Source organism: Amycolatopsis sp. NPDC054798 (assembly GCF_053611505.1).
This window is the reverse complement of record NZ_JBSHAM010000035.1, coordinates 68644-89926: the sequence shown is the minus strand read 5'-3', so window position 1 is coordinate 89926 and position 21283 is coordinate 68644. Positions and strand designations below refer to the sequence as shown.

Annotated in this window: 20 protein-coding genes; 7 read left to right on the top strand and 13 right to left on the bottom strand. The window is 68.0% G+C overall.

The genetic code is table 11. The features are described from left to right. Window positions 1-12 precede the first annotated feature (12 nt). Together ACWGIC_RS22480 and ACWGIC_RS22475 are read right to left on the bottom strand one after the other, a co-directional pair. Window positions 13-1302 (bottom strand): MFS transporter, encoded by a 1290-nt coding sequence (locus ACWGIC_RS22480; protein WP_452077907.1) that lies wholly within the window; start codon window positions 1300-1302, stop codon window positions 13-15. Between the two features lie 81 nt (window positions 1303-1383). Next, on the bottom strand, window positions 1384-2727 hold the full coding sequence (locus ACWGIC_RS22475) for a M20/M25/M40 family metallo-hydrolase (protein ID WP_452077906.1): 1344 nt from the start codon (window positions 2725-2727) through the stop codon (window positions 1384-1386). A 66-nt stretch (window positions 2728-2793) separates the two neighbouring features. Between ACWGIC_RS22475 and ACWGIC_RS22470 the strand changes: the two genes are divergently transcribed. Both ACWGIC_RS22470 and ACWGIC_RS22465 read left to right on the top strand, forming a co-directional pair. Beyond that, entirely contained in the window at window positions 2794-3336 is a 543-nt protein-coding gene (locus ACWGIC_RS22470) for an ArsR/SmtB family transcription factor (RefSeq protein ID WP_452077905.1), read from the top strand. Between the two features lie 132 nt (window positions 3337-3468). Then, window positions 3469-4716, top strand: coding sequence for a cytochrome P450 (locus ACWGIC_RS22465; protein WP_452077904.1), 1248 nt, complete (start codon window positions 3469-3471; stop codon window positions 4714-4716). Here ACWGIC_RS22465 and ACWGIC_RS22460 read toward each other — a convergent pair. The 8 genes from ACWGIC_RS22460 to ACWGIC_RS22425 form a co-directional block, all read right to left on the bottom strand. After that, window positions 4605-4976: a VOC family protein gene (locus ACWGIC_RS22460; protein WP_452077903.1), complete on the bottom strand. Its 372-nt coding sequence runs from the start codon at window positions 4974-4976 to the stop codon at window positions 4605-4607. The two genes, ACWGIC_RS22465 and ACWGIC_RS22460, sit on opposite strands and share 112 nt — an antisense overlap. A 48-nt stretch (window positions 4977-5024) precedes the next feature. Next, window positions 5025-5618, bottom strand: a complete 594-nt coding sequence (locus ACWGIC_RS22455; protein ID WP_452077909.1) for a GNAT family N-acetyltransferase — start codon at window positions 5616-5618, stop codon at window positions 5025-5027. A gap of 160 nt (window positions 5619-5778) precedes the next feature. Beyond that, on the bottom strand, window positions 5779-6735 hold the full coding sequence (locus ACWGIC_RS22450) for a hypothetical protein (RefSeq protein WP_452077902.1): 957 nt from the start codon (window positions 6733-6735) through the stop codon (window positions 5779-5781). Window positions 6736-6838: 103 nt separating this feature from the next. Then, complete coding sequence (locus tag ACWGIC_RS22445) at window positions 6839-7216, bottom strand: hypothetical protein (RefSeq protein WP_452077901.1); 378 nt, start codon at window positions 7214-7216, stop codon at window positions 6839-6841. After that, window positions 7213-8373, bottom strand: coding sequence for a cation:proton antiporter (locus ACWGIC_RS22440; RefSeq protein WP_452077900.1), 1161 nt, complete (start codon window positions 8371-8373; stop codon window positions 7213-7215). Before ACWGIC_RS22440 ends, ACWGIC_RS22445 begins: the two co-directional genes overlap by 4 nt. 73 nt (window positions 8374-8446) lie before the next feature. Beyond that, on the bottom strand, window positions 8447-9979 hold the full coding sequence (locus tag ACWGIC_RS22435; RefSeq protein ID WP_452077899.1) for a PAS domain-containing protein: 1533 nt from the start codon (window positions 9977-9979) through the stop codon (window positions 8447-8449). A 639-nt stretch (window positions 9980-10618) separates the two neighbouring features. Continuing rightward, complete coding sequence (locus ACWGIC_RS22430; protein ID WP_452077898.1) at window positions 10619-11236, bottom strand: response regulator; 618 nt, start codon at window positions 11234-11236, stop codon at window positions 10619-10621. Continuing rightward, entirely contained in the window at window positions 11233-12408 is a 1176-nt protein-coding gene (locus ACWGIC_RS22425; RefSeq protein WP_452077897.1) for a sensor histidine kinase, read from the bottom strand. Before ACWGIC_RS22425 ends, ACWGIC_RS22430 begins: the two co-directional genes overlap by 4 nt. Before the next feature lie 165 nt (window positions 12409-12573). Here ACWGIC_RS22425 and ACWGIC_RS22420 point away from each other — a divergent pair, with 165 nt between their 5' ends. From ACWGIC_RS22420 to ACWGIC_RS22400, 5 genes are all read left to right on the top strand, one after another. After that, window positions 12574-13590 carry an ABC transporter permease gene (locus ACWGIC_RS22420; RefSeq protein ID WP_452077908.1) on the top strand — a complete coding sequence of 339 codons (1017 nt, stop codon included), beginning with the start codon at window positions 12574-12576 and terminating at the stop codon, window positions 13588-13590. After that, entirely contained in the window at window positions 13590-14288 is a 699-nt protein-coding gene (locus ACWGIC_RS22415) for an ABC transporter ATP-binding protein (RefSeq protein ID WP_452077896.1), read from the top strand. Before ACWGIC_RS22420 ends, ACWGIC_RS22415 begins: the two co-directional genes overlap by 1 nt. Next, window positions 14285-14707, top strand: coding sequence for a DUF2871 domain-containing protein (locus ACWGIC_RS22410; protein WP_452077895.1), 423 nt, complete (start codon window positions 14285-14287; stop codon window positions 14705-14707). The genes ACWGIC_RS22415 and ACWGIC_RS22410 overlap by 4 nt, the downstream gene beginning before the upstream one ends. Window positions 14708-15500: 793 nt before the next feature. After that, entirely contained in the window at window positions 15501-16088 is a 588-nt protein-coding gene (locus ACWGIC_RS22405; protein ID WP_452077894.1) for a hypothetical protein, read from the top strand. Continuing rightward, window positions 16085-17536, top strand: a complete 1452-nt coding sequence (locus ACWGIC_RS22400) for a hypothetical protein (RefSeq protein WP_452077893.1) — start codon at window positions 16085-16087, stop codon at window positions 17534-17536. Before ACWGIC_RS22405 ends, ACWGIC_RS22400 begins: the two co-directional genes overlap by 4 nt. A gap of 116 nt (window positions 17537-17652) precedes the next feature. Here ACWGIC_RS22400 and ACWGIC_RS22395 read toward each other — a convergent pair whose 3' ends face one another. The 3 genes from ACWGIC_RS22395 to ACWGIC_RS22385 all read right to left on the bottom strand — a co-directional run bounded on the left by ACWGIC_RS22395 (window position 17653) and on the right by ACWGIC_RS22385 (window position 21143). Beyond that, window positions 17653-18387, bottom strand: coding sequence for a hypothetical protein (locus ACWGIC_RS22395; protein ID WP_452077892.1), 735 nt, complete (start codon window positions 18385-18387; stop codon window positions 17653-17655). 592 nt (window positions 18388-18979) lie between these two features. Next, window positions 18980-20395, bottom strand: a complete 1416-nt coding sequence (locus tag ACWGIC_RS22390) for an MFS transporter (protein WP_452077891.1) — start codon at window positions 20393-20395, stop codon at window positions 18980-18982. A gap of 52 nt (window positions 20396-20447) precedes the next feature. Beyond that, window positions 20448-21143 (bottom strand): hypothetical protein, encoded by a 696-nt coding sequence (locus ACWGIC_RS22385; RefSeq protein WP_452077890.1) that lies wholly within the window; start codon window positions 21141-21143, stop codon window positions 20448-20450. Window positions 21144-21283 lie beyond the last annotated feature (140 nt).

Genomic DNA, 21283 nt, shown 5'->3' with positions numbered 1-21283 from the left:
GCCCAGGACCGGTCAGCGCACCCGCAGCCGCCGCCGGGCGAAAGCCAGCGCGCCGAGGCTCAGCACCGCCAGCGCCATCACGTAGTAGCTCGGCGCCAGATTGCTCCCCGTCGCCTGGATCAGCCAGATCACCACCAGCGGCGTGAACCCGCCGAACAGCGACGCCGTGATGTTGTAGCTGATCGACAGCCCGGTCGCCCTAGTCCGGGTCGGGAAGACGTCGGCCATCATCGTGCCCAGCGGGCCGACGTACCAGACCTTCACCAGGCCGATCGCGGCCATCACCGCCGTCATCACCGCGAACGTCGGCTGGCTGTTCAGCGCGAGGAACAGCGGGAAGATCGCCAGCAGCATCACCGAGCAGGCGGCCGCCATCAGCGGGATCCGGCCGGTGCGGTCGGAAAGCCGCCCGGCGACCGGCGCGAGCACGGTCAGCACGATCTGGGTGACGATCGTCGTGGTGAAGGCCAGCGATTTGGGCAGGCCGAGGTTCCGGATGGCGAAGGTCGGCATGTAGATGATCAGGTAGCTGATCGCGGTGGACACCGCCATCGCGCCCATCGCGACCAGGATCCGGGTTTTCTGCGAGCGCAGCACTTCCCGCAGCGGCGCCTCGGCGGCGTTCTCGCCGAACGCCGGGGATTCGTCCACGTGCCGCCGGATGTAGTAGCCGATCGGGGCGATCAGCAGGCCGAAGGCGAACGGGATCCGCCAGCCCCACGTCCCGAGCTGCTGTTCGGTGAGCACCGCGCTGAGCACGGCGGCGAACACGATGCCCAGCAGCGTGCTCAGTCCCTGGCTCGCCGCTCCCCAGCTGCCCATGAAGCCGCGGCGTTTCCGGTTGCTCTCCACCAGATACGCGGTCGCGCTGCCGAATTCGCCGCCGGCCGAGAAGCCCTGCAGCAGATTGGCGAACACCAGCCCGATCGGGGCCGCGATCCCGATCGTCGCGTAGTCAGGCATGATCGCGATCAGCAGCGAGGCCACCGCCATGATCCGGATCGACACCACCAGCGCGGTTTTGCGGCCCGCGCGGTCGGCGTAGGACCCGAGGATCATCCCGCCGAACGGGCGGATCAGGTACGCGACCGCGACGCTGGCGAAGGCCAGCATCAGCGAGACCGCCGGATCGGTCGCGGGGAAGAACTGTTTCGCCAGCACGTCGGCGAACAAGGTGTAGGCCCCGAGGCTGAACCATTCCAGGGTGTTGCCGATCGTGGCCGCGAGCACGATCCGGGACGAGCGCGGCGAAGGGCGGTCAAGGGCTTTCGTGACAGGGGAATCCGGAGCGGGTGTCGACATGGTCGCCTCCGAGGCGGGTGCGTTCGGCGTCATTGGTGAATCGCGGCTCCGAGCGCGCCCGGAGCAACCATGTGCGGGAAATCAGCGCAGCTTGCCCAGTTCGAGCAAAACGTTCGCGGCGGCGGTGATTCCGGCGTGGAACCGGGCGAGTTCGAAGTTCTCGTTGGGGCCGTGGTTGTGCTCGTCGACGTTCGCCAGCGGGATTCCGTAGCACGGCAGCCCGAGCCCGTCGGAGAGCGCGGCGATCGGCAGGCTGCCGCCCATCGCGGGCACCAGCACCGCCGGGCGTCCGGAAGCCGCGCTCACCGCGTCGGTGATCACCTTGGTGTAAGGCGATTCCGGCAACGTCCGGGACGCTTCCATCAGCCCGCCCGGGAGGTGCAGTTCGGCGTGCGGAAGGTGTTCGGCGAGATGTGCGCGCAACGCCTCGATGACCGTCGACGCGCGCTGGCCGCCGACCGTGCGGATGTCGCAGCGGGCGACCGCGACCGCCGGAATGACCGTGCGGTGATCCCCTTCGTCCAAACAGGACAGCGAGTTGATGGTGAAGGTCGGCAGGGCGAGACGGTCGTTGAAACCAACGCCTTCGGGGACGTCCATCCGGTCCAGCCCGACCTCGGCGAGCGCGGCCGGCACGTCGACCGGGAGCGCATCCAGCGCCTCTCGTTCCGATTGGCTCAGCGGGACCATGCCGTCAGCGATGCCCTTGACCAGGATTTCGCCTTCGGGCGAGCGCATCGTCGACAGCAGCCACACCAGCTCCCACGCCGGATTCGGCCCGACGCCGCCCCAGTTCCCCGAGTGCAGCGCCGCCGGAGCACCGTGCACCCAGATCTCGAACCGGACGGCGCCGCGCACGCCGAGGCTGACCGTCGGCTCGCCGCTGTCGTGCACCGGGCCGTCGCTCCACAGCACCAGATCCGCGGCCCACTCGTCGCGAAGACCGGCCAGCGCGGCTTCCAGGTTCGGACTGCCGATCTCTTCCTCGCCGTCGAGCAAAACCGTTACGCTGCAAGGCAGTTCGCCGGTTTCGGCGAGCGCCCGCAAGGCAAGCAGCTGCGCGAGATGCTGTCCTTTGTTGTCCCCCGTGCCGCGTCCGTACATCCGGCCGTCCCGGATGTCCGCTTCGAACGGCGGACTGTGCCAGGCCGCCAGCGGTCCGGCCGGCTGGACGTCGTAATGGCCGTAGATCACCACGTGCGGAGCGCCCGGCGGACCTTCGGCGTGCCCCACCGCCAGCGGCCAGCCACCGGTTTCGACCTGCCGCGCTTCGAGTCCGCTGCGCCGCAGCAGCCCGCACGCGAATTCGGCCGCGGCGGCCATGCCCTCGCCGGTGGCACTCACGCTCGGCACGCCGATCCATTCGGCCAGCTCCGCCTCGTGCCGCTCCCGGTGCTGCTCGACGTACGACTCGATGCGGCGCATCCGGCCTCCAGTGATTTCACTTTCTGATATCGATACCATCGAAGCAAATCGGCTAAGCTGCTGTCAATGGACGATCTCCCGCGCCAGGCGACCGCCGGCGACCTCCGCGCGCTCGCCCACCCGCTGAGCTGGCGGATTCTGCGGCTGTGCCTGGATTCCGCGTGGACGAACCAGCAGCTGGCGAAGCGGCTCGAAGAGTCGCCGGCCACCGTGCTGCGCCGGGTGCACGCGCTCGCCGAAGCCGGGTTCCTCGTCGCCGAACCGGCTCGCCGGAGCGATCTCGGCGCATGGGAACGCCCCTACCGCACGACGCGGCGGACCTGGCACCTCGATCTCGACCAGGCGGGCGATCCCGCGCTGACCGCCCGCGTCGAACTGGCGACCCTGGACGCGCACCGCGCCGAAATGCTCGAAAGCGACCCGGCGTCGATCCAGCAGACCCGGCGCGGCGTGGTCCGGCTGAGCGACGAGGCCGCGGCCGAACTGCGCTCGCGGCTGGACGCGCTGCTGGACGAGTTCGTCGCGCGCGAGGAACCGGCCGGGCGCAGGCATTCGTTCCTGTGGAGCGTGGTCGAACGTCCGGAGGAATCCGACACCGCGGAGGACTGACCGGGTCAGCCGAGACCGTTCGCATGCTCTCCCGACTTCGAATGTGACCCACTTCACGTCCGTTTTGCCTGATTACCGGGGTCTCCCGGGCAGCCATGCTGCGGGCTCAGGCAATCGACGCGAGGAGTGCGCATGAGCGGCGAGGAAACCTTCCCGATGACCCGGGCGGCGGGATGCCCCTTCGATCCCGCGCCCGGGCTGACGAGGCGGCCGCCGGTGTCGCGGGTGCGGCTGTGGGACGGCAGCGAGCCCTGGCTGATCACCCGATACGCCGACGTCCGTGCGGTGCTGGCGGATCCACGCGTCAGCGTCGACGTCGCGCAGCCCGGCTTTCCGCACACCAACGCGGTCAGCAAGGCGCGCGACGCGCGGATGAAAACGTTGATGCAGATGGATCCGCCGGAGCACACCGCGCAGCGGCGGATCCTGGCCCCGGAATTCACCGTCCGGAAAATGGCGGCGTTGCGGCCGCGCATTCAGGAAATGGCCGACGATCTTCTCGACAGAATGCTCGCCGGGCCGAACCCGGCCGATCTGGTCGAGGCGTTCGCAATGCCGCTCCCCTCTCTGGTGATCTGCGAACTGCTCGGCGTCCCCTACGCGGACCGCGATTTCTTTCAGGGAGTGGCCCGCACGCTCGTCATGGACGACTCGGATCCGGCGCGAGCCGTGGCCGCCAGCGAAGAGCTGAACGCGTATTTGGAAGACCTTGTCGCCGCGAAAGCGGTCGATCCGGGCGATGATCTGCTGAGCAGGCTGGCTGTCGAGCAATACCAACGCGGCGAGATGACCCGGCACGAGATCGCTGTGCTGGGTCAGCTTCTTCTGGTGGCGGGCCACGACACCACCGCTGCCATGATCGCCTTGGGCACCGCCGTGCTGCTGACGCACCCGGAACAGTTTCAGGACTCGGCCGACCCGGTGGAAGAACTGTTGCGCTACTTGTCGATCACGCACACCGAAGCGCGCCGCGTCGCTCTCGCGGATCTGGAGATCGGCGGGCAGCTGATCCGCGCGGGCGAGGGCATCGTCGCGGTGAAGAGCACAGCCAACCGGGATCCGCTGGCCTTCCCGGATCCCGGCCGCGTCGACGTCCGCCGGTCCGCACGCCACCACGTCGCGTTCGGCTACGGACGGCACCTCTGCCTCGGCGCGCCGCTGGCCCGGGTGGAGCTGGAGGTGGCGTACTCCGCGTTGCGGCGGCGGGTGCCCGGCCTGGCGCTGGCTGTGCCGCTGGATCGCTTGGAGTTCAAGGAGAACGCGATCTTCTACTCGGTGCGCGAACTCCCGGTGACGTGGGCGAGCACGTTGACGACCGTGCCGCCCGGGTCCTCGACGAAAAACCGCCGCACGCCCCAGGATTCGGTGGTGAGCGGATAGACGACGCGCAGCCCGCGCCGGACCGCCTCGGCGTGGGCCGCGTCCACCGCCGCCGGTTCGCCGAGGTCGATCCCCCAGCGCGGGAGGGGGTCGGTGCTCCCGGGCGGCAGGACGAGCACCTGGGCGGCCGGGTCGTCGTCGCTGCGGAGGCCGAGGAAGGGATCGTCCATGGCGACGTCGAGCCCGAGGACGTGGACGTAGAAGTCGCGGGTCGCCGCGTCGCCGGAGCCCGCGGAGTAGGCGATGATGCGCTTGATCACCCGGCCAGCGTCGCAGATCGGTGCGCCGGGGGCTTGGAGAAATGAGAGCTAGTTCCCGGAGGAGTAGGCGACGCGGCGGTGCCGTCCGGGGCGCTGCACCCGCCAGTGCCGCCCGCGCGAAGACCGGCCCTGGCCGCGAGCCGCCAGCGCCACGTGCCGCGCGGCGAACTGCTCGGCGGTGATGCTCATCAGGACCGGGTATTTGATCTCCCCGCGCAGCAGCTCGGCGTCCCGCAGCCGGGCGGCTTCCCGGAAACCCAGCTCGCCGTGCAGCGACAACGACGCGAAATTGCTGCCGTTGACGCTCACCTCGCACGCGCGGTACCGGCACCGCTCGAACATGAACGCGAGCAGCAGCGCGACCGCGTCGGCGGCGTAACCGCAGCGGCGGTGCTGCGGGCCGATCCCGATGCCGTAGCTGAACCGGCCGGAGAACGGGTCCGTTTCGACCCAGACGGACCCGACCAGCGTCCGGTTGTGCAGCGTCTCGATCGCGAAGTGGAACCCGTCCGGGGAGGCGTGCCCGCGATGCGTCGCCCAGTGCCGGTAGCCGCCGACCTGGGGATCCCGGACGCGCACGGAGTCCCGGTCGAAGCCGGCGAGGGTGCGCCGGTCGCCCGGGCGGACCTCGCGCAGCCGCACTTTCCGCCCGACCTCGTCGACCCGCCATGCAGCGGCGGCTCCGGCCGGCCGAGACACATTCGTGATCATCGGGAGTGATGGTACCGGGCCCCGCCCCGGCCGCGGTCAGCCGAATGCCCGATCCGCGGCCGGCCAGGAGCCGCACGCCTCAGGACAGCCGTTATTCGCGGCAGTTTCCCTTGGCCGGAACCGGTTTGTCCGGATCGAACTGCCCCGGTTCGGCGGTCAGCGAGGGACCGGTGAAGTTCGGGTCGGCGAATTCGGGGCCGAGCTGGCGGTTCTTGAGGGCGTCGCAGGAGACGCTGGTGAAGAACGCCTCGAACTTGTTCATCCACAGGCCGCGGCTGCCCTGTTCCCAGGCAGAACCGCTGCGCACGATGTAGTCAGCGCCGACGCGCACGAACGGCTCCAGGTCGCCAGGGCCCTCGATCACGTGATGCCCGGGGTCGAAGGCATAGGCCACCACGTACGAGACGTGCACGTTCAGCTCTCCGGCCTCGCCCGGCGCGACGGTCATCTTCCCGGTCATTTTCGGCCGCACCGGCAGGAGGCGGTAGCCGTCTTCCAGGTAGACCACAAAGTCCTGCGGGTTGGTTCGCAGGTCCGCCCTGGCGTCCGGCGCGAACAGCCCGATGTACCCGTCCGGGTGATGCCCTTCCAGGACGCCCGGATCGAACTGCGCGACCTCGACCGCGTGCTTGACCTGCTCCTGCGCCGCCTCGACCTGTTTGGCGGAGAACGAGCCGACCTTCGCCGGGGCCGGGATCGCCAGGCCGGCGATGCCCTCGGGCCAGTTCTGCGCCGGGGTGCCGGCGAACGGCCGGGTCAGGTCAACGTGCCCGGAGTAGGGCAGGTCGGTCGGCGCGGGCGCGGTGGTGGCCGGCGCGGGCACGGCCGGGCTGTTCCCGGTGATCTCTTCCGGCCTCGTCCCCTGCTTCCACAGGTAAAACCCCGCCGCGGCCACGACGACGACCGCCGCCGCCCCGATGGTCACCAGCTTGCGCCGCCGCGCCCTTCCGCGCTGGCGGCGCAGGCCGGTCCAGGCTTCTTTCTCGGCGTGCCGCTCCCACTCCGGATCCATCAGATCCGGGTGACGCTCGATGTTGTGCTCGTCCACTCGCTCCGCCTGTCTCGTCGATCTCGACCTCGAAAGATCGACAACCGCGGACGGGCGTTACGACCGGACGGCCTTCGCAATCATTTCGGAATGCAGGCGGTGCTCAAATCAATTTGCACGGAATGTCCGCGTTTTCGTCCAGGTGATACGAAGCGCACACGCGGTGGTAACCGTCCGCGATGACCAGGTCGTCGGCCGTCGCGAAACCGGGATGGCCGTGCCCGCGGACGAGCAGCACCGGCGAGAGCGCCTTGCCGTCCTTGACCTTCTCGAGGTCCTTCGCGACGTGCGCGTTGTCCTCGGGCAGGAGCTTCAGCCTGCTCGCCCGCAGGATGTCCTTCGCCTTGCGGTGCACCAGCTCAGCTTCTCTCAGTTGCTCGACCAGACCAGTCGCGACCTCGTCGGGCGCAACGAGGGTCAGATAGTCGAACGCCGCCGGGTAATCGTGCTCCTCCGGTTCGTCCTTCCAGTGTTCCTTCACGACGCCTCCCTCGCTTCGGATTCCTTGGCATTCTTGGCATCTTTGGCCGCGCGGGACGCGGCCCACGCGGTAACGCCGACGCTGATCAGCGCCGCGGCGAGAACCGCCCCGCCCTCGCCCGGGGCGAGCAACTGTTCGTGCGCGCCGATGGTGACCGCCGCGACCGGCACTCCCAGTTGCGCACCCGCGAGCACCGCCAGCGGCAACGGCTGGCCCAGCAACCGCGTCGCACCGTGGACCGCGACCGCCCCGGCCGCGATCAACGCGGCGAGCACGAACATCACTGGGTGCTGGCCGAGCGCGCGCAGATCGAGCGAAGCGCCCAGCCACACGAAAAAGACCGGCCCGAGAAACCCGTCGGTCACCGCGAACAACTGCCGCGCGAGCCGGCGCGGCTCCCCCACCGCGGCCAGCGCCAGACCCGCGACGAACCCGGCCAGCATCACCGACACCCCGACGAGCTGGGCCAGTCCCGCGAGCCCGAAAAGGACGATCAGCGCGATCCGGAGTTCGAGGCCGAAATGCCGGGTTTTGCTGAGGCCGTGCGCTTTGTCGACGAATCCGCGGGAATGCAGCCACCGCAGCACCAGAAACCACACCGTACCGGCAGCGAGCACCGCCAGCGCCCCGAGCGCCGCCTTCCCGGCCCGCTCCGGCGCGGCAGCCAACGGAAGCGCCACGATGCACGCAGTGTCCGCGATCGCGACCTGCACGGTCAAGGCCAGTGCGGGCGGCGTGGCGAGCTTTGTCTCGTCCAGCACCGGCATCACCAGCGCCGCGGAACTGGACGCGAGCAGAACGGCGTAAAGCAGCCCGTGCCCGGTGCCGACGAGCGCGGCCACCCCGAATCCGGCGGGCACGGACAACACGCCCACCAGCGCGGCCAGCACCGCCCCTCGCCCCGCCGCGACGCGCAATGCCGGGTCCCGCAGCGGCACGTGGCTGCCCGCGACGAGCATCACCAGCGCGAACCCGGCGGAGGCGACGTAGGAGAGGATCGGGTCGTCGGCGTTCACCCAGCCGAGGCCGGTCCGTCCTACCGCGACGCCGAGGAGGATTTCTCCCACGACGATCGGGACACGGGCGCGTTTCGGGGTGGCGAGCAGCGGTCCGGCCAGCCCGGCGAGGAGGACCACGGCCATCGCGAACAGGGTCATCGGCGCGCCTCCTCCCGCCGGACATTGTCGCCCTGCTCGGCTGGGCGGCCTACTCCCGTCACCTGGATGCGGATTATCGGCGGAGCGCGGCGATCAGCTTCTCGATCCCGTCCGCGTCCGTCAGGGAACCGGCCTTCAGACCAGTCAGGGGAGCCGGGACGCCCAGGATTTCCCGCGCGTCGTCACCGAGCGCCACGCGGCGGACCGCGACCGAACCGACGAACTCGAAGCGCCGGAGAAGGGCGTAGGTTTCAAAATCCCGCAACTCGTCCAAAACCAGTTTGATTTTTTTGTCCAGATATTTCCCGAACTTCACCAGTGTCCGCCAGTCGCGCCTGCGCAACTCCTCCGGGGTGACGGAAAATTCCACCTCCGGCACGTGCGGACCCCAGAATTTTTCCGCCCAGCTACTGATCACGCGCAGCGCGCGAAGAAAAATGTCCGCCGAAATAGCATTGACCACCTCCACACAGAACAGGTCGCCGTCGCCGTCGATCATCGGCCGGAAGCTGAGTTCTCCGGCAGCGGCGGGCTCAGCTCCGCGGAATACCGGATCCAGCACGGTCCACAGCTTCGACGACTCCGCGGCCTTCGCCCATCGGGACGAGGTTTCGAGGTCCCACAGCAACTCGTCCATCGACAGCCCCGAGTCCTCCCCGCGGTCCACCGTCGCGTCGATTCTGAACTCCTCCGGCACCAACCGCGCAAGATCGGGCAGCTCGCCCAAATCCGCCCGCTGGCCGCTGAAGATCACCAAATAGCGGCCGAAGCCGCCCAGTTGAACGACCAATTGACCGTCCGCAACCAACCTGAATATTGCCCGGGAGTACTGGTAGGCAATTTCCGCTTCAAACCGCACTCGGCCGGAAAAAGAGCCTCCATCCACCGAGAACCGTGCCGCGCAAATCTTCCCATTGCGAGCAATACCGGAAAGGCGAAGGTACTGCTTCGCCCACTTCTCGGACGGGATTCCGTACTTTTCCCAATAGAGGGGGTTGTGCACGACCGCGATCTCGCACCCGGAAACAGTCCACCGCTGGACTTGGACGTTGCAAAGGTCGCCTTCGCGCGGGCAGACCAGGTGGTCTTCGTCGGGATCCCACCCGCGCACCACGTCCGTCCAGCGCATCCGAGAAAGCTCCCCGGCCGAATACCGGACCAGCTGCTCGAACGGCGTGTTCGCCCACAGGAACCTGTCGTCGTCGAGAATCGCCACCGGCATCGGGGCGTCGACGTAGAGCAAGCTCAGCCGGGCGGCCGCCTCAGCGAGGGATTCCGCGTATTCCCAACTGCTCAGTTGCGCGTCCTGCTCGGCCAGGAGCCGCTGCACCTTGGCCAGCCCCGCCGGGATGTCGAGCAGAAGACTGTCCGAGGAGAGCACCGGATCGCCTGCGGGCAGGTCCGCGGCGGCGATGTGCGCGCCGAGCGCATCAAGCACTGCCTGCGCTTCCTCCGCCAAGCGTTCGGCACGGCTTCGATCTTCCTTCGCCCGTTGCAGAAAGCTCCTGACCTGCGAACGTTCACCGGCGGCCGAAGCACCGGCCCCGATCAAGCGCAGCAGAACCTGGCGCAAAGCAGCGATGATCTGCGCGGCCTGGAACTCCACCCGGATCCCGGCCAGCAACTGGTCTTTCGCGTGATTCAGCTCGTCCAGCGCACGGACCGCGTGCGCCTGGGCCTGGGCAGTCTCCGCCTGCGCGTCCAGAACCCGGGTGCGGGCGTCCCGGATCACCGGCACCGGCGCGGCGGCCCGGGGCCGGTTCCGCAGCTTCCGAAACTCCGCCTTCTTCGCAGGCCACACCGCACGCGGGGTGCACGCCTCGATCACCTGGTCCCCGAACTCCAGCGAGGGCGGTTTGCTCCCGTTGAGCCGCGTCGACACCGTCGCGGGCTTGCATCCACACGCCGCGGCCACGTCCCGGACCGTCTTGCCCGAACGCTCTATCAAGCCCCTCAGCCACAGCACCGCGTCCCGGGTGACGGGGTCGTCGGACTTGACCGGACCCCACGGACGGCCGCCCATGCGCTCCCCCTTGTTCGCGAACAAGTCCCCATTGTTCACCCCGCGCCTGCGTTGTTCACGCGAACAACGGCACCGGCGGTCGAGCCGGGTCACTCTCGGGGCACGCACTCCACCGGAGAGGGGACCCGATGTTCACCGAGACGGCCAAGACGATCCGGACGGCGATGAAGTCCTGGCCCGCCACCTTCCGCCTGTGCCTGATCGTGCTGGTGCTCAGCTATGTCAGCGCCGGATCAAGCCCTGCGCCTGGCCAGCAGCCACCGCAGCGGTCCGGGAATCCACTCCCAGCTTCGTGTAAATGTGCACCAGATGCGATTTCACCGTCGCCTGGCTCAAAAACAGCCGCTTGCTGATCTCCAGGTTCGACAACCCGTCCGCGACGAGCCCCAGCACCTCGATCTCCCTCGGGGACAAGGCGGCCGCCGGGGTGCGCATCCGGTTCATCAGCCGGTGGGCGACCGCGGGAGCCAGGACGGTCTGTCCGGCGGCGGCGTTCCGCACCGCCGCCGCGAGGTCCTCTGGCGGGGCGTCCTTCAGCAAATACCCGGTCGCGCCTGCTTCGATCGCGGCGAGGATGTCGCCGTCGGTGTCGTAGGTGGTCAGGACCAGGACTTTCGGCGCGTTCGCGGCGGCGGTGATCTCCGCGGTCGCTTCGGAGCCGTGCTTTCCGGAGCCGAACTGGAGGTCCATCAGCACGACGTCCGCACCGCCCGCCAGCCGCACGGCTTCCTCCGCCGAGGAGGCTTCGGCGACGACTTCCAGGTCTGGTTCGGTTTCCAGCACGGCGCGCAATCCGGCGCGGACGACCGGGTGGTCGTCGGCCAGCAGGAGGCGGATCATCGCGGCTCCACCGGGAAGCTCACGGCCAGCGCGGTGCCGCTGCCGGGGGACGATTCCACGGTCCAGGAGCCGCCCAGCGAACGCGCGCGGGCGCGCATCGCGGGCAGGCCGAAGCCGCTGCCGCTGCGCACGGCTTGCGGGTCGAAGCCGATTCCGTCGTCCACAGCGTCCAGGGTGACGCTCGTGTCCATGTAGCTCAAGGTCAGCTCGGCCCGGCCGGCGGCGGCGTGCCGGACGGTGTTGGCCAACGCCGATTGGGCGATGCGCAGCAAGGCGACCTCGTACGCGGTCGGCACGTCGAACGGGGTGCCGCTGAGGTGAAAGTGGACGGTCAGGCCGGAGCGTTGCTGCGTGGTCGCGCACAGGCGTTCCAACGCGGCAGGCAAGGAAGCGCCTTCCAGCTCCACCGGGGCGAGGGCGTAGACGAGACGGCGGGCTTCGGTGAGGTTGTCCTGGGCGGCCTGCCGGGCTTGCGTGACGTGCGGGACCGCGGCGGCGGGACGATCCGGCAGGGCGCGTTCGGCGGCGCGCAGCAGCAGGTGGATGCTCGAAAGGCCCTGCGCGAGGGTGTCGTGGATTTCTCGGGCGAGGCGTTCCCGTTCGGCCAGGACGCCCGCGGAGTGTTCCATCGCGGCGAGGTCGTTGCGGGTCTCGCGCAGTTCTTCGATGAGTCGCCGCCGCTGTTCGCTTTCGCGGTAGAGCACCTGGTAGCCGAGCACAGTGGCGATCGCGACCGCGGCCCCGAGCGTCGGGCCGAGAACCACCCCGACGGTGAATCCGCCTTGGTGCCGCGTGAAACCAGCGATCGCCAGCACGGTCGTCAGCGCGACGACGGCCGGGCCCCAGCGGGTCGGCAGCAGATGCATCTGCAGGAAGTAGAGCGGGAAAGCCAGCCACACCCCGTCCGGCGTGAGCCACAGCAGCACGAGCCAGGCGATCCCCAGCACGGCCAGCCAGCCGGCCGTCGCGCCCGGCGACCGGCCGACGCGGGGCAGCAGCGGACCGGCGGTGTAGACGCCGCCCATCACCAGCGCACCGGCCAGCACCGCGGGCGCATGCGGCACGCCGTCGGCGAACGCGCGCACTACGGCGAGCACCAGCAGCCCGGCCAGCAGGAGGTGCAGGCAGACGCGCAGCACGCGCAACGGCCGGTCGAGGGTGTGCGGGTTCACGAAAGCCTCCTGCCCCGATTGTCCGTGCTCCGCCCGGGATTCGCATCAATCGAAAGGTTGAGCGGCGAGTCCGCCCATCGATTCGCCGGAGACCGTCCGCGGCGCGATGCTCCCGCGCCCCGTCCGGACGAGGCTGGAAAGCACACCGAGAAGGAAGGCATGCACATGTTCGTCGCGTGGCGGGATCTGCGCTTCGCCAAGGGGCGGTTCGCGTTGATGGGGACCGTCGTCGTGCTGATGACGTTGCTGGTCGGGCTGCTGTCCGGGCTGACCGCGGGGCTGGCCGCACAGACCACGTCCGCGATCATCGGATTGAAGGCGGATCACCTGGTCTTCGCCGATCCCGGTGACGGTTCGCTCTCGTTTGGACAGTCCACAGTGACCAGTGAGCAGGCCGGGCAGTACGCCCGGGTGCCCGGAGTGGCCAGCGTGGAGCCGATCGCGATCAGCACGGCCAGCGCGGCGGTCGGCGAGCACACCGCCACCGTGGCGTCGTTCGGCGTCCGGAACCCGAGCCCGGGCACGGCCGTGTTGTCCACCGGGGCCGCTGATGCGTTGAAGGCCCGCGAAGGCGACCAGCTCACCCTGCAGGGCCGCAAAGTCACCGTGGCCGCCATCTCCGGAGACGACTCGTACAGCCATCTCCCCGTGGTGTGGACGCACCTCGCCGGTCCAAACGCGACAGTGCTCGCCCTGACCACCAACTCCGCCGAAGGTCTCGCCGCAGCGGACGCGCGTCTCGGCACCCGCACCGTCGCGAAGGACGACGCGTTGTCCGCGATCGGTTCCTATTCTGCGGAAAACGGCTCGCTCCAGCTCATGCGCGGCTTCCTGTTCGTGATCTCCGCGCTGGTGATCGGCGCGTTCTTCACCGTGTGGACGATCCAGCGCAGCCGGGACATCGCGGTGCTGAAAGCCCTCGGCGCGACCACGAAGTACCTGCTCCGGGACGCGCTCGGCCAAGCCGTTGTGCTGCTGATCGGCGGGACCGCGCTCGGGACCGGACTCGCCGCCGCGCTCGGAGCGGTCGCGTCGGGGGCGGTGCCGTTCGTGCTCAGTGCGGGCACTCTGCTCGCCCCGGCCGCGGTGCTGGTCGTCCTCGGCGTGCTCGGCGCCGCACTGGCGGTCCGCCGCATCACCTCCGTCGACCCGTTGACCGCCCTCACTTCCGGAGCGCACTGATGAGCCTGCACCTGTCCGGCATCACCCTCACCTACCCCGACGGCGATTCCCGCCTCACCGCGCTCGACCACGTCGACCTCCACGTGCCCGCGGGCAGCGTCGCCGCGGTGGTCGGGCCGTCCGGCTCCGGCAAATCGAGCCTGCTGGCGGTCGCCGCGACGCTCATCCGGCCCGACCGCGGAACTGTTGCCGTCGGCGGAGTGGACACGACCGGCCTGGACCGGGCCGCGCTGGCGGAACTGCGCCGCACCAAGATCGGGATCGTTTTCCAGCAGCCGAATCTGCTGGCGTCGCTCACCGCGGTGGAACAGCTGGAAGTCATGGCGCACCTCAGCGGAACGCCGCGCCGCGAAGCGGCGGAACGAGCGAAGGAGCTGCTCGACGCGGTCGGGCTCGCTGATCGGGCGACGCATCGGCCGGGGCGGCTGTCGGGCGGGCAGCAGCAGCGCGTGAACATCGCGCGCGCCTTGATGAACGACCCCGCCGTGCTGCTGGTCGACGAGCCGACGAGCGCCCTCGACCAGGACCGCGGCGCGGCGATCGTCGATCTGCTCACTACGATCACGCACCAGCAGGCGACGGCCACCGTACTGGTCACCCACGACCGCTCCCACCTCGAAGGGGTCGACTCGGTGCACGAGGTCGTCGACGGACGGATCCACCAGCCGGCCACGGCCGGCGCCGAGGAGAACCGATGACGAAGAAGATCTACTGGGCCGCCGCGATCTACACGATCCTCGGCCTGCTCGCCGGGCTGTACTACCGCGAATTCACCAAGGCCCGCGATTTCACCGGCGAGACCCAGCTGTCCATTCTGCACACTCACCTGCTCGCGCTCGGGACGCTGGTGTTCTTGATCGTGCTGGTGCTGGACAAGGTGTTCACGCTGTCGGCGACGAGGTCGTTCGCGCCGTTCTTCTGGATCTACCACGCCGGAATGCTCGTCACGGTCGGCGGAATGGTCGTGCACGGTACGCTCACCGTGCTGGGCAAGGAATCCGGCGCGGCGATCGCCGGGATCGCCGGGCTGGGGCACATTTTGCTGACCGTCGCGTTCGTGCTGTTGTTCGTCGGGTTGCACGGCCGGATCTGGAAGCCAGCCGAAACCAAGGCTTGACCCTCCGTGAAGAGCTCTTTCGGCGTCCCTGCATGCCAGCAACAGCTGCGAAACCGGCACCGCCTCACCGTCTTGCGTCGGCAGGACGCTAACAGGTTACCGACCTGCTGCGTCTGGCCCAGTACATACGCCGCCGACCCCACGATCTACCCCGGGCATCTTCTCGACCTGCGTGTTCACCTCGGATAAGGCGCCCTCAAGGGCCGCGACAGCACCGGCACCTTGCATCCCAGGGAGCAAGTCCACTGATGATCAGCACGAGAGCGCCGATCGCGGCGGCGGTGAGGACGGCGACGATGGAACCAGGCACAGGCAGATCGGCCCCCATCCGTCGAGGACGCGGAAGGCGATACAGATCCGGCTGTCGCGCAGCCCAGCTTTGCGGTGTCAGCAGGGTCCGCAGCGGACGAAGACCTTCACCGCGGCGGAAGTCATTTCCTCGCGCCTAGCAATGCGTGGGCGGTCCGCTGTGCCTGGTGACGGTGAGCTCGACGGGTCCGTGCGGGTCGGCTATCTGGTGGCAGGGTGCTACTCGGCGGTACAGTCATGCTGTCTGGTTCCTTGTCTTAGCGGGGCTGGGCGCAGACGTTCGCGTGGCTCCTTGTCCGCGCAGGGGGCCACGTTCCTTTCCGACTGTCCAGACAGGAGGGCGAAATCCGGCTGCTCCGAGTTCTTTCGTTCGCCAACGCGATCTTCGTGCATCGCCGTGACGAGGTTGCATACCGACTCTCGACCGAGCAACGCGTTGTTGGAACGCGCCATCGCTAAGGTCGTTTACCAGGAAGGGGGTCGAGTGGCGAAAGAAACTGCACACCGAATCGGATACGAGGGTCTGCACGAGATCAAGGAGTGGCTGGAAGCCACTACGAGGTTCGCGTTCTCGTACACGGTCTGGGACAGCGAGCCCATGTGCACTCGTGAGTGCCCTGACGGCACTAAGAAGGCGCTCGACCTGGAGGGGAACACCGTCGGGAGGCCCGACGAGCGGCCCCGTCCGGTCAGCGTCGAGTGCAAGAAATACACGACTGTCGGTGGTCAGGCAGACGGTTACCGAGAGTTCCTGGCCGTCGCCTACGCCAACACGCTGTACACCATCAACTCGATGGGCGACGACGCTAAGCGGGAGTTCTTGTGGGTGACGTACCACCCCTTTTCCCAGACGAAGTGGAACGACCTGTTGACAGTGACTCATCTGCGAGAATGCGTTGAGGAGTACAGCGATCTTCTGAACGGAGAGAAGATCGACGATGACCTGTTGGCCAAGGTCGCACAACGCTTCAGCGTCATGGTGGTGGGTCAGCGACAGGTGGACCTTCGGTTGACCAAAGACGAGGCGGGGTTGGCGTTGTATCACCTGCGGAAAGAGGGCTACCGAGCATGAGCACGTTCGCGGAGCAGATCTCGGCCGCGCTAGACACCACCGACGCCCAGGAGGCCGGGCACCGCGTGCACCAGGTCGTCGCGCAGCAGATGATCAGCTTGGATCCCACGGCGAAACCGGAGATCACCGGCTATTTCAACCACTCGTACATGCCCGATCTCGTCATCCAGTGGGGAAAGGGAAAGGGAAAGGGACGAGAGGTGTTCGAGCGTCCCGTGTTCCTACGGCACTCGCTACGGTCGAGTCGCGCATCAGGCGACCTTGCAAACTTTGATCGAAACGACCTCACGGCGTTCTATCTCTCGCTGGCCCCGGAGGAGCCGGAGGCCGAGACTCAGCAGATCCAAGCCCGCGCCCGTGAGCGCCGGGCGAGCCGGGTGCTGGTGACCACGGTGCCCGCACTCGGCGACTTGGTGCCGATCACCGGGAGACCCGACCCGGTGCTCGGGCTGGTGAGGTCCAGCATCGTACGCAGCGCGCGGGGCGCGCTAGTCGAATCCGATGTCGAGAAACTCGTCCTGCCTCGTGGCCGCCAGATTGAGCATGAAGAGTTGACCGCCTTCTCCGAGACAGTTTCGTCGGTCTTCACCGAGGACGCGGTGTTTCGCATTAACCGCGTATTCGGCATCGTTGAGCAAGCGCTTGCGGGCACTCCGAGCGTCGAGGCCCTGTCACTGTCGGGGCAACTCAGCGAGACCGAGATCCGAGAACTCGTGCCGTACCTGCTCAGCCTGCAAGGCGTAACCCGCAATCGTGACTTCTGGGTGGCAGTCGCGCGCCTGATAGACCTCGCCGAGATCGAGCGAATGTGGAGCCAGTTTGCCGACCTCGACCTGACCCCGCTCGCCTCCGCCGCAAGTGGACTTTGGCGCGCCAAACGCGTCCTGATGAGCGCGCGATCAGATGCAGTCGACGACGATGATTTCGACCGCACGCCGCGATGGGCCGTGACTGGCAACCTGCTTTCAGCAGAGATCGGTAACTGGCGGCTGACGTTCGCCAACAAGGCCCAGAAGATAAAGGCCGCGAACCGCGGCTTGGCGCCCGCTCGCTGGGACGATCTACTGCCGAGCCTGCAGCCATACACAGTGACGGCGGTCGACCTCCGTGGCGTAACGACCAAGAGCAGTTACGGATCGCAGGAATCGACGCAGGACATGAAGCAGCGCATCGCGGCGTTCATCGAGACCGCTGACGACTCGTTCCACCTGCCCTCTGTGACAGTCGCTACCGGCGTCGGTGACGATCGGTCGGAGATCACAGCCGACTTCACGGAAATGATGCTCGACGCAACGCCCGGCACCAGCCTGGAGACGCTTACGCGCACTGCAATCACAGTCTTGGGGCACCGCTACCAGACCGACGAGGCTGACGTGACCGCGCTGCTCACGGGTGCGGCTATGCCGGAAGACGGGGCCAACGGCGATTCGAGCGAGGATCGCTCATAAGAGCCAGAGACTCGTGACGCGACGTCAACGTCGCGCGCCCACGGTTCAGCGGGCTTATCGGCGTGGATGAATCCCCACTGACATGGCGCGTGCGGCGAGAACCTACAGGGACAACGTCACGCTCGCGGTGATCGGTACGGAGCAGAGGCACGCAGTATCTCGGCCTGACGCGCGATCTCGTCGGCGAAGTGCCACATGGGTTTCGGTTTCCATCGAACCGTAGGGTCGTCTGCGAGCGAGGCTTCCCGAACGAAGGTAGACCGCACGAGAAGCACGACGGCCTTCGAGCCGTAAGCCCAGCGGGCGAGCCCGATATTCTGCATGAGATGCATGTAGGTGGTTTGAGTATCGGTATAGCCGATCTCTAGCGGCACCGCCATCTCCTCCAGTGGATCGATATGTGCCCACGCTTCTGCTTCAGGTTGGTCGGGGACGCAGATGCCAAGGTGGATCTCTCCGGACCAACTGAAAGAGCCATCGCCGTTGGGGTCGTTGCGCTGATGAGGATCGACGAAAGCGGAGAAGCCGGGAGAGCCCTCCGGTTCACTCGCGCCGACCTGGGGCAGCACATCGAGTGCGGCTTGGTTGCGCGCGCGGGCCGCGTCAGGTCCAGGCGCGGCACCGACAGAGATTCGGCCGACAGCGAGCTCCCCGTCAGCCCAGAATTCAAACAGCCGGTAGAGGTAGACGTCCTGGCCGTCGTTCCATCCTCCGAAAGGTTGTCCGAAGGCCGTGACCAACCACGACCAAGCTGGATCACAACGCATGTCGGCGGCCAGTCGCAGGGCATCTCGGCCCTGTTCAGACTCCCTTGCTCGTTTCCCTGCTTGCTCAGCAGCTCCGCGCAGCATCCTTTACCTCCCTGCCAACAGCGACTTACGGGGCAGTAGTACCGCACGACACCGACAAATTCGGTCGTCTGCGCCTGGCCACAGGCACGAAGGCCGACTCGAAAGCCATCGAGTCGCAGGACGTCGACAAGCTAGCGTATGCAGAACAAGTCCTATCTGCCGACGCGGGCAGTGCTAAAAACCTGCAAGGTGCCCACGGCACCTCGGTGACTGCCAGAGGTAAATGTCGCTTGGACGTGTTCAGGCGGGGTTCAAGGTAGCGGGCCTGGCCGTCGAGGCCCAGGTTGGGCTGAGCGCGGGAACGGACCTGCACTCAGTGGTCCGCAAGCGTCTGTGAACAAGCTCGATGCAAGTCGAGCCTCCTCCACGATCGACGGCACCTGTCGGAGACCTGCACGCAACACAGGCAGTGATCCTGTGCGATACAGAGCTGGAGCTTCTGGAACAGATAGGGCCCCGGAAAGGGTCTAAACCGCTGCCCGGGCACTGCGCGCACTCATGCGGCAGAACTCCGTCAGCTGGCCAACGTGATGGACCGACCGCTGGAAGTACCGCTCTCTAGCAACTCGTCGGACTACCGGAACTTCGAGGTTCACCTCCGCGGTGTCCGAGGGCGGCGGAAGGTCACAGCCGCGAGGCCAGCACCCACCAGGGCGATCACCGCCGACCCCACGAACGCCACCGAGTAGCCGTTCGTCAACGCCGCCGGGTCACCGCCCGCGCCCGCGCCCGAAGCGGCCGCCAGCGCGGTCATCACGGCCAGCCCCAGCGCCGAACCCACCTGGTAACCGGTGTTCACGATCCCCGACGCGAGCCCGCCTTCTTCCGGCCTGGCCGCGGAAATCGCCGTGCTGAGCGACGGGATGAACGCCAGCGACATCCCCAGCGCCGCGACGAGCGACGCGGGCAGGACGTCGACCCAGAAGCTGCCGTCCGCGCGCACCAGCGCGAGCCAGCCCAGTCCGGCCGCCAGCAACAGCAGTCCGGCGACGATCGGCGGCTTCGGCCCGAACCGGGCGATCACCCGCGGCGCCAACTCGATCATCCCCAGCATGATCAGCGCGGTCATCGGCAGCAGCGCGGCTCCCGCCGGGAAGGCACGGAAACCGAGCACCTGCTGCAGGTACAGGTTCAGGAAGAACCACATCGGAATCCACGCCGCGCCAAGGAAAACCTGCGCCAGGTTCGCCGCGCCGAGCCGCGGGGCGCGGAAGATCGACAGCCGCATCAGCGGAGTGCGCGCCCGGGCTTGCCGGACGACGAAACCGGCGAGCAGCACGAGTCCGGCGCCGAGCGCGATCCACGTTTCCGCGGCCGCCCAGCCCGCTTCCGGAGCGCGGACGATCCCGTACACCAGCGTGCCCAAGCCGAGCGTGACAGTCAGCGCGCCGAAAACGTCCACGGTGCCGCGGGTTCCGGTCGTTCCCCCGGGCAGGACGGCGCGGGTGGCGAACAGCGCGAGCACCGCGATGGGCACGTTGAGGTAGAACACCCACGGCCACGACAGGTACTCGGTGATCACGCCGCCCAGGAAGACTCCGGCGGTGCCGCCGGCCGGTGCCGCCGCGCCGTACAGCGCGAGGGCTTTCGTGAGTTCCTTCGGGTTGCCGCCGAAGAGCATCATCAGCAGCGTCAGCGCGGACGGTGCGATGAGCGCGGCTCCCGCGCCCTGCACTATCCGGCCGGCGAGTTCGACCGGCACGTTCCCGGCGGCTCCGGCGAACACCGAACCTGCCAGGAGAATCGCCCATCCGGCGGCGAAAAGCCTTCTGGCGCCGAACAAATCCGACAGCCGCCCGCCGAGCAGCAGCAGGCCGCCGAAGGCGATCACATAAGCGTTGAAGACCCAGGACAGCGTGCTGGGCGTGAATCCGAGGGCGTCGCGCATGCGCGGCAGTGCGACGCCGATGATCGAGGTGTCCATGATCACCATGAACTGCGCCAGGGCGATCAGTCCGAGCGCCCACCAGCGGAGGGTGTTCGGCCGGGTTTCTTGTGCGGTGGTCATCGTTTTTCGCTTTCTCTTCAAGGGGAACGGCAGCACGGCATCCGGCGGCTGCTCAGGCGTCGAGGACGAAAGCCGCAGTGCGCACCACACCTTCGGCCTGGAAGTCCAGGTACAGCAGGTAGCGGCCGGTCGTCGGAGCTTCGGCGTGGAACCGGATCTCCGGCCCGGGCGTCGCGTCGTCGAGCGCGTGGATGTGCAGGTAGGCGAGGTCGCCCTGGCGCAGCGCGACCAGGTGGCCGAACGAGCCCAGATACGGCTCCAGGTCGGTGACCGGATGGCCGTCGCGGGTTACGCGGGCGGTCAGCATCGTTCCGGTGCCAGCGGCGAGAGTGCCTTCAAGGGTCACTTCGTAGCCGTCGACCACGCTTGTCGCGACCGGTTCCGCGACCTGCGGCTGGTAGTCACCGGCGACCTCGACTGTCCGCGACAGGGTCACGCTCTCGCCGCCCGCCGGGGTCAGATCGGTGAAGACCCGGTAGGCACCGGCCGCTTCCCAGGTCCACGGGATCGTCCAGACGCCGGCCTCCGGGTCGAGCACCGGATGCCGGTGCCGGAAGTGCGTGCCGTCGTGGCGAACCACGATCAGGTGCAACTGCTTCCCGTGCGCCTCCTCGTAATTGGTTACCGGCTGCCCGCCGGCCGTGGTGACGGTGAACGAAAGCTCGCCGTCCTCCCCCGCCCGTGCCGGGGCGTGCACCACGCCGAGCTGGACTTCGCCGGTCGAAAGTGCGGTGCCGTTGACGTTCATCGGTCTCTCCTTCGTTCGCTGGTGACGGCACGAACTTTATACCCCCTGGGGGTATTTGGAAGTGTGTCCTGGGTCTCCTTTCGGGCGGTGCCCGCCCTTGTCTCGGCCCGCGCCCGGAGTTACGCTTCGGCAACGGCGGT

What these genes read in the sequence shown, in the direction of transcription:
- ACWGIC_RS22480 (WP_452077907.1), bottom strand. Translation starts at nt 1,302, where the DNA reads ATGTCGACACCCGCTCCGGATTCCCCTGTCACGAAAGCCCTTGACCGC.
- ACWGIC_RS22475 (WP_452077906.1), bottom strand. Translation starts at nt 2,727, where the DNA reads ATGCGCCGCATCGAGTCGTACGTCGAGCAGCACCGGGAGCGGCACGAG.
- ACWGIC_RS22470 (WP_452077905.1), top strand. Translation starts at nt 2,794, where the DNA reads ATGGACGATCTCCCGCGCCAGGCGACCGCCGGCGACCTCCGCGCGCTC.
- ACWGIC_RS22465 (WP_452077904.1), top strand. Translation starts at nt 3,469, where the DNA reads ATGAGCGGCGAGGAAACCTTCCCGATGACCCGGGCGGCGGGATGCCCC.
- ACWGIC_RS22440 (WP_452077900.1), bottom strand. Translation starts at nt 8,373, where the DNA reads ATGACCCTGTTCGCGATGGCCGTGGTCCTCCTCGCCGGGCTGGCCGGA.
- ACWGIC_RS22430 (WP_452077898.1), bottom strand. Translation starts at nt 11,236, where the DNA reads ATGATCCGCCTCCTGCTGGCCGACGACCACCCGGTCGTCCGCGCCGGA.
- ACWGIC_RS22420 (WP_452077908.1), top strand. Translation starts at nt 12,574, where the DNA reads ATGTTCGTCGCGTGGCGGGATCTGCGCTTCGCCAAGGGGCGGTTCGCG.
- ACWGIC_RS22415 (WP_452077896.1), top strand. Translation starts at nt 13,590, where the DNA reads ATGAGCCTGCACCTGTCCGGCATCACCCTCACCTACCCCGACGGCGAT.
- ACWGIC_RS22410 (WP_452077895.1), top strand. Translation starts at nt 14,285, where the DNA reads ATGACGAAGAAGATCTACTGGGCCGCCGCGATCTACACGATCCTCGGC.
- ACWGIC_RS22400 (WP_452077893.1), top strand. Translation starts at nt 16,085, where the DNA reads ATGAGCACGTTCGCGGAGCAGATCTCGGCCGCGCTAGACACCACCGAC.
- ACWGIC_RS22395 (WP_452077892.1), bottom strand. Translation starts at nt 18,387, where the DNA reads ATGCTGCGCGGAGCTGCTGAGCAAGCAGGGAAACGAGCAAGGGAGTCT.
- ACWGIC_RS22390 (WP_452077891.1), bottom strand. Translation starts at nt 20,395, where the DNA reads ATGACCACCGCACAAGAAACCCGGCCGAACACCCTCCGCTGGTGGGCG.
- ACWGIC_RS22385 (WP_452077890.1), bottom strand. Translation starts at nt 21,143, where the DNA reads ATGAACGTCAACGGCACCGCACTTTCGACCGGCGAAGTCCAGCTCGGC.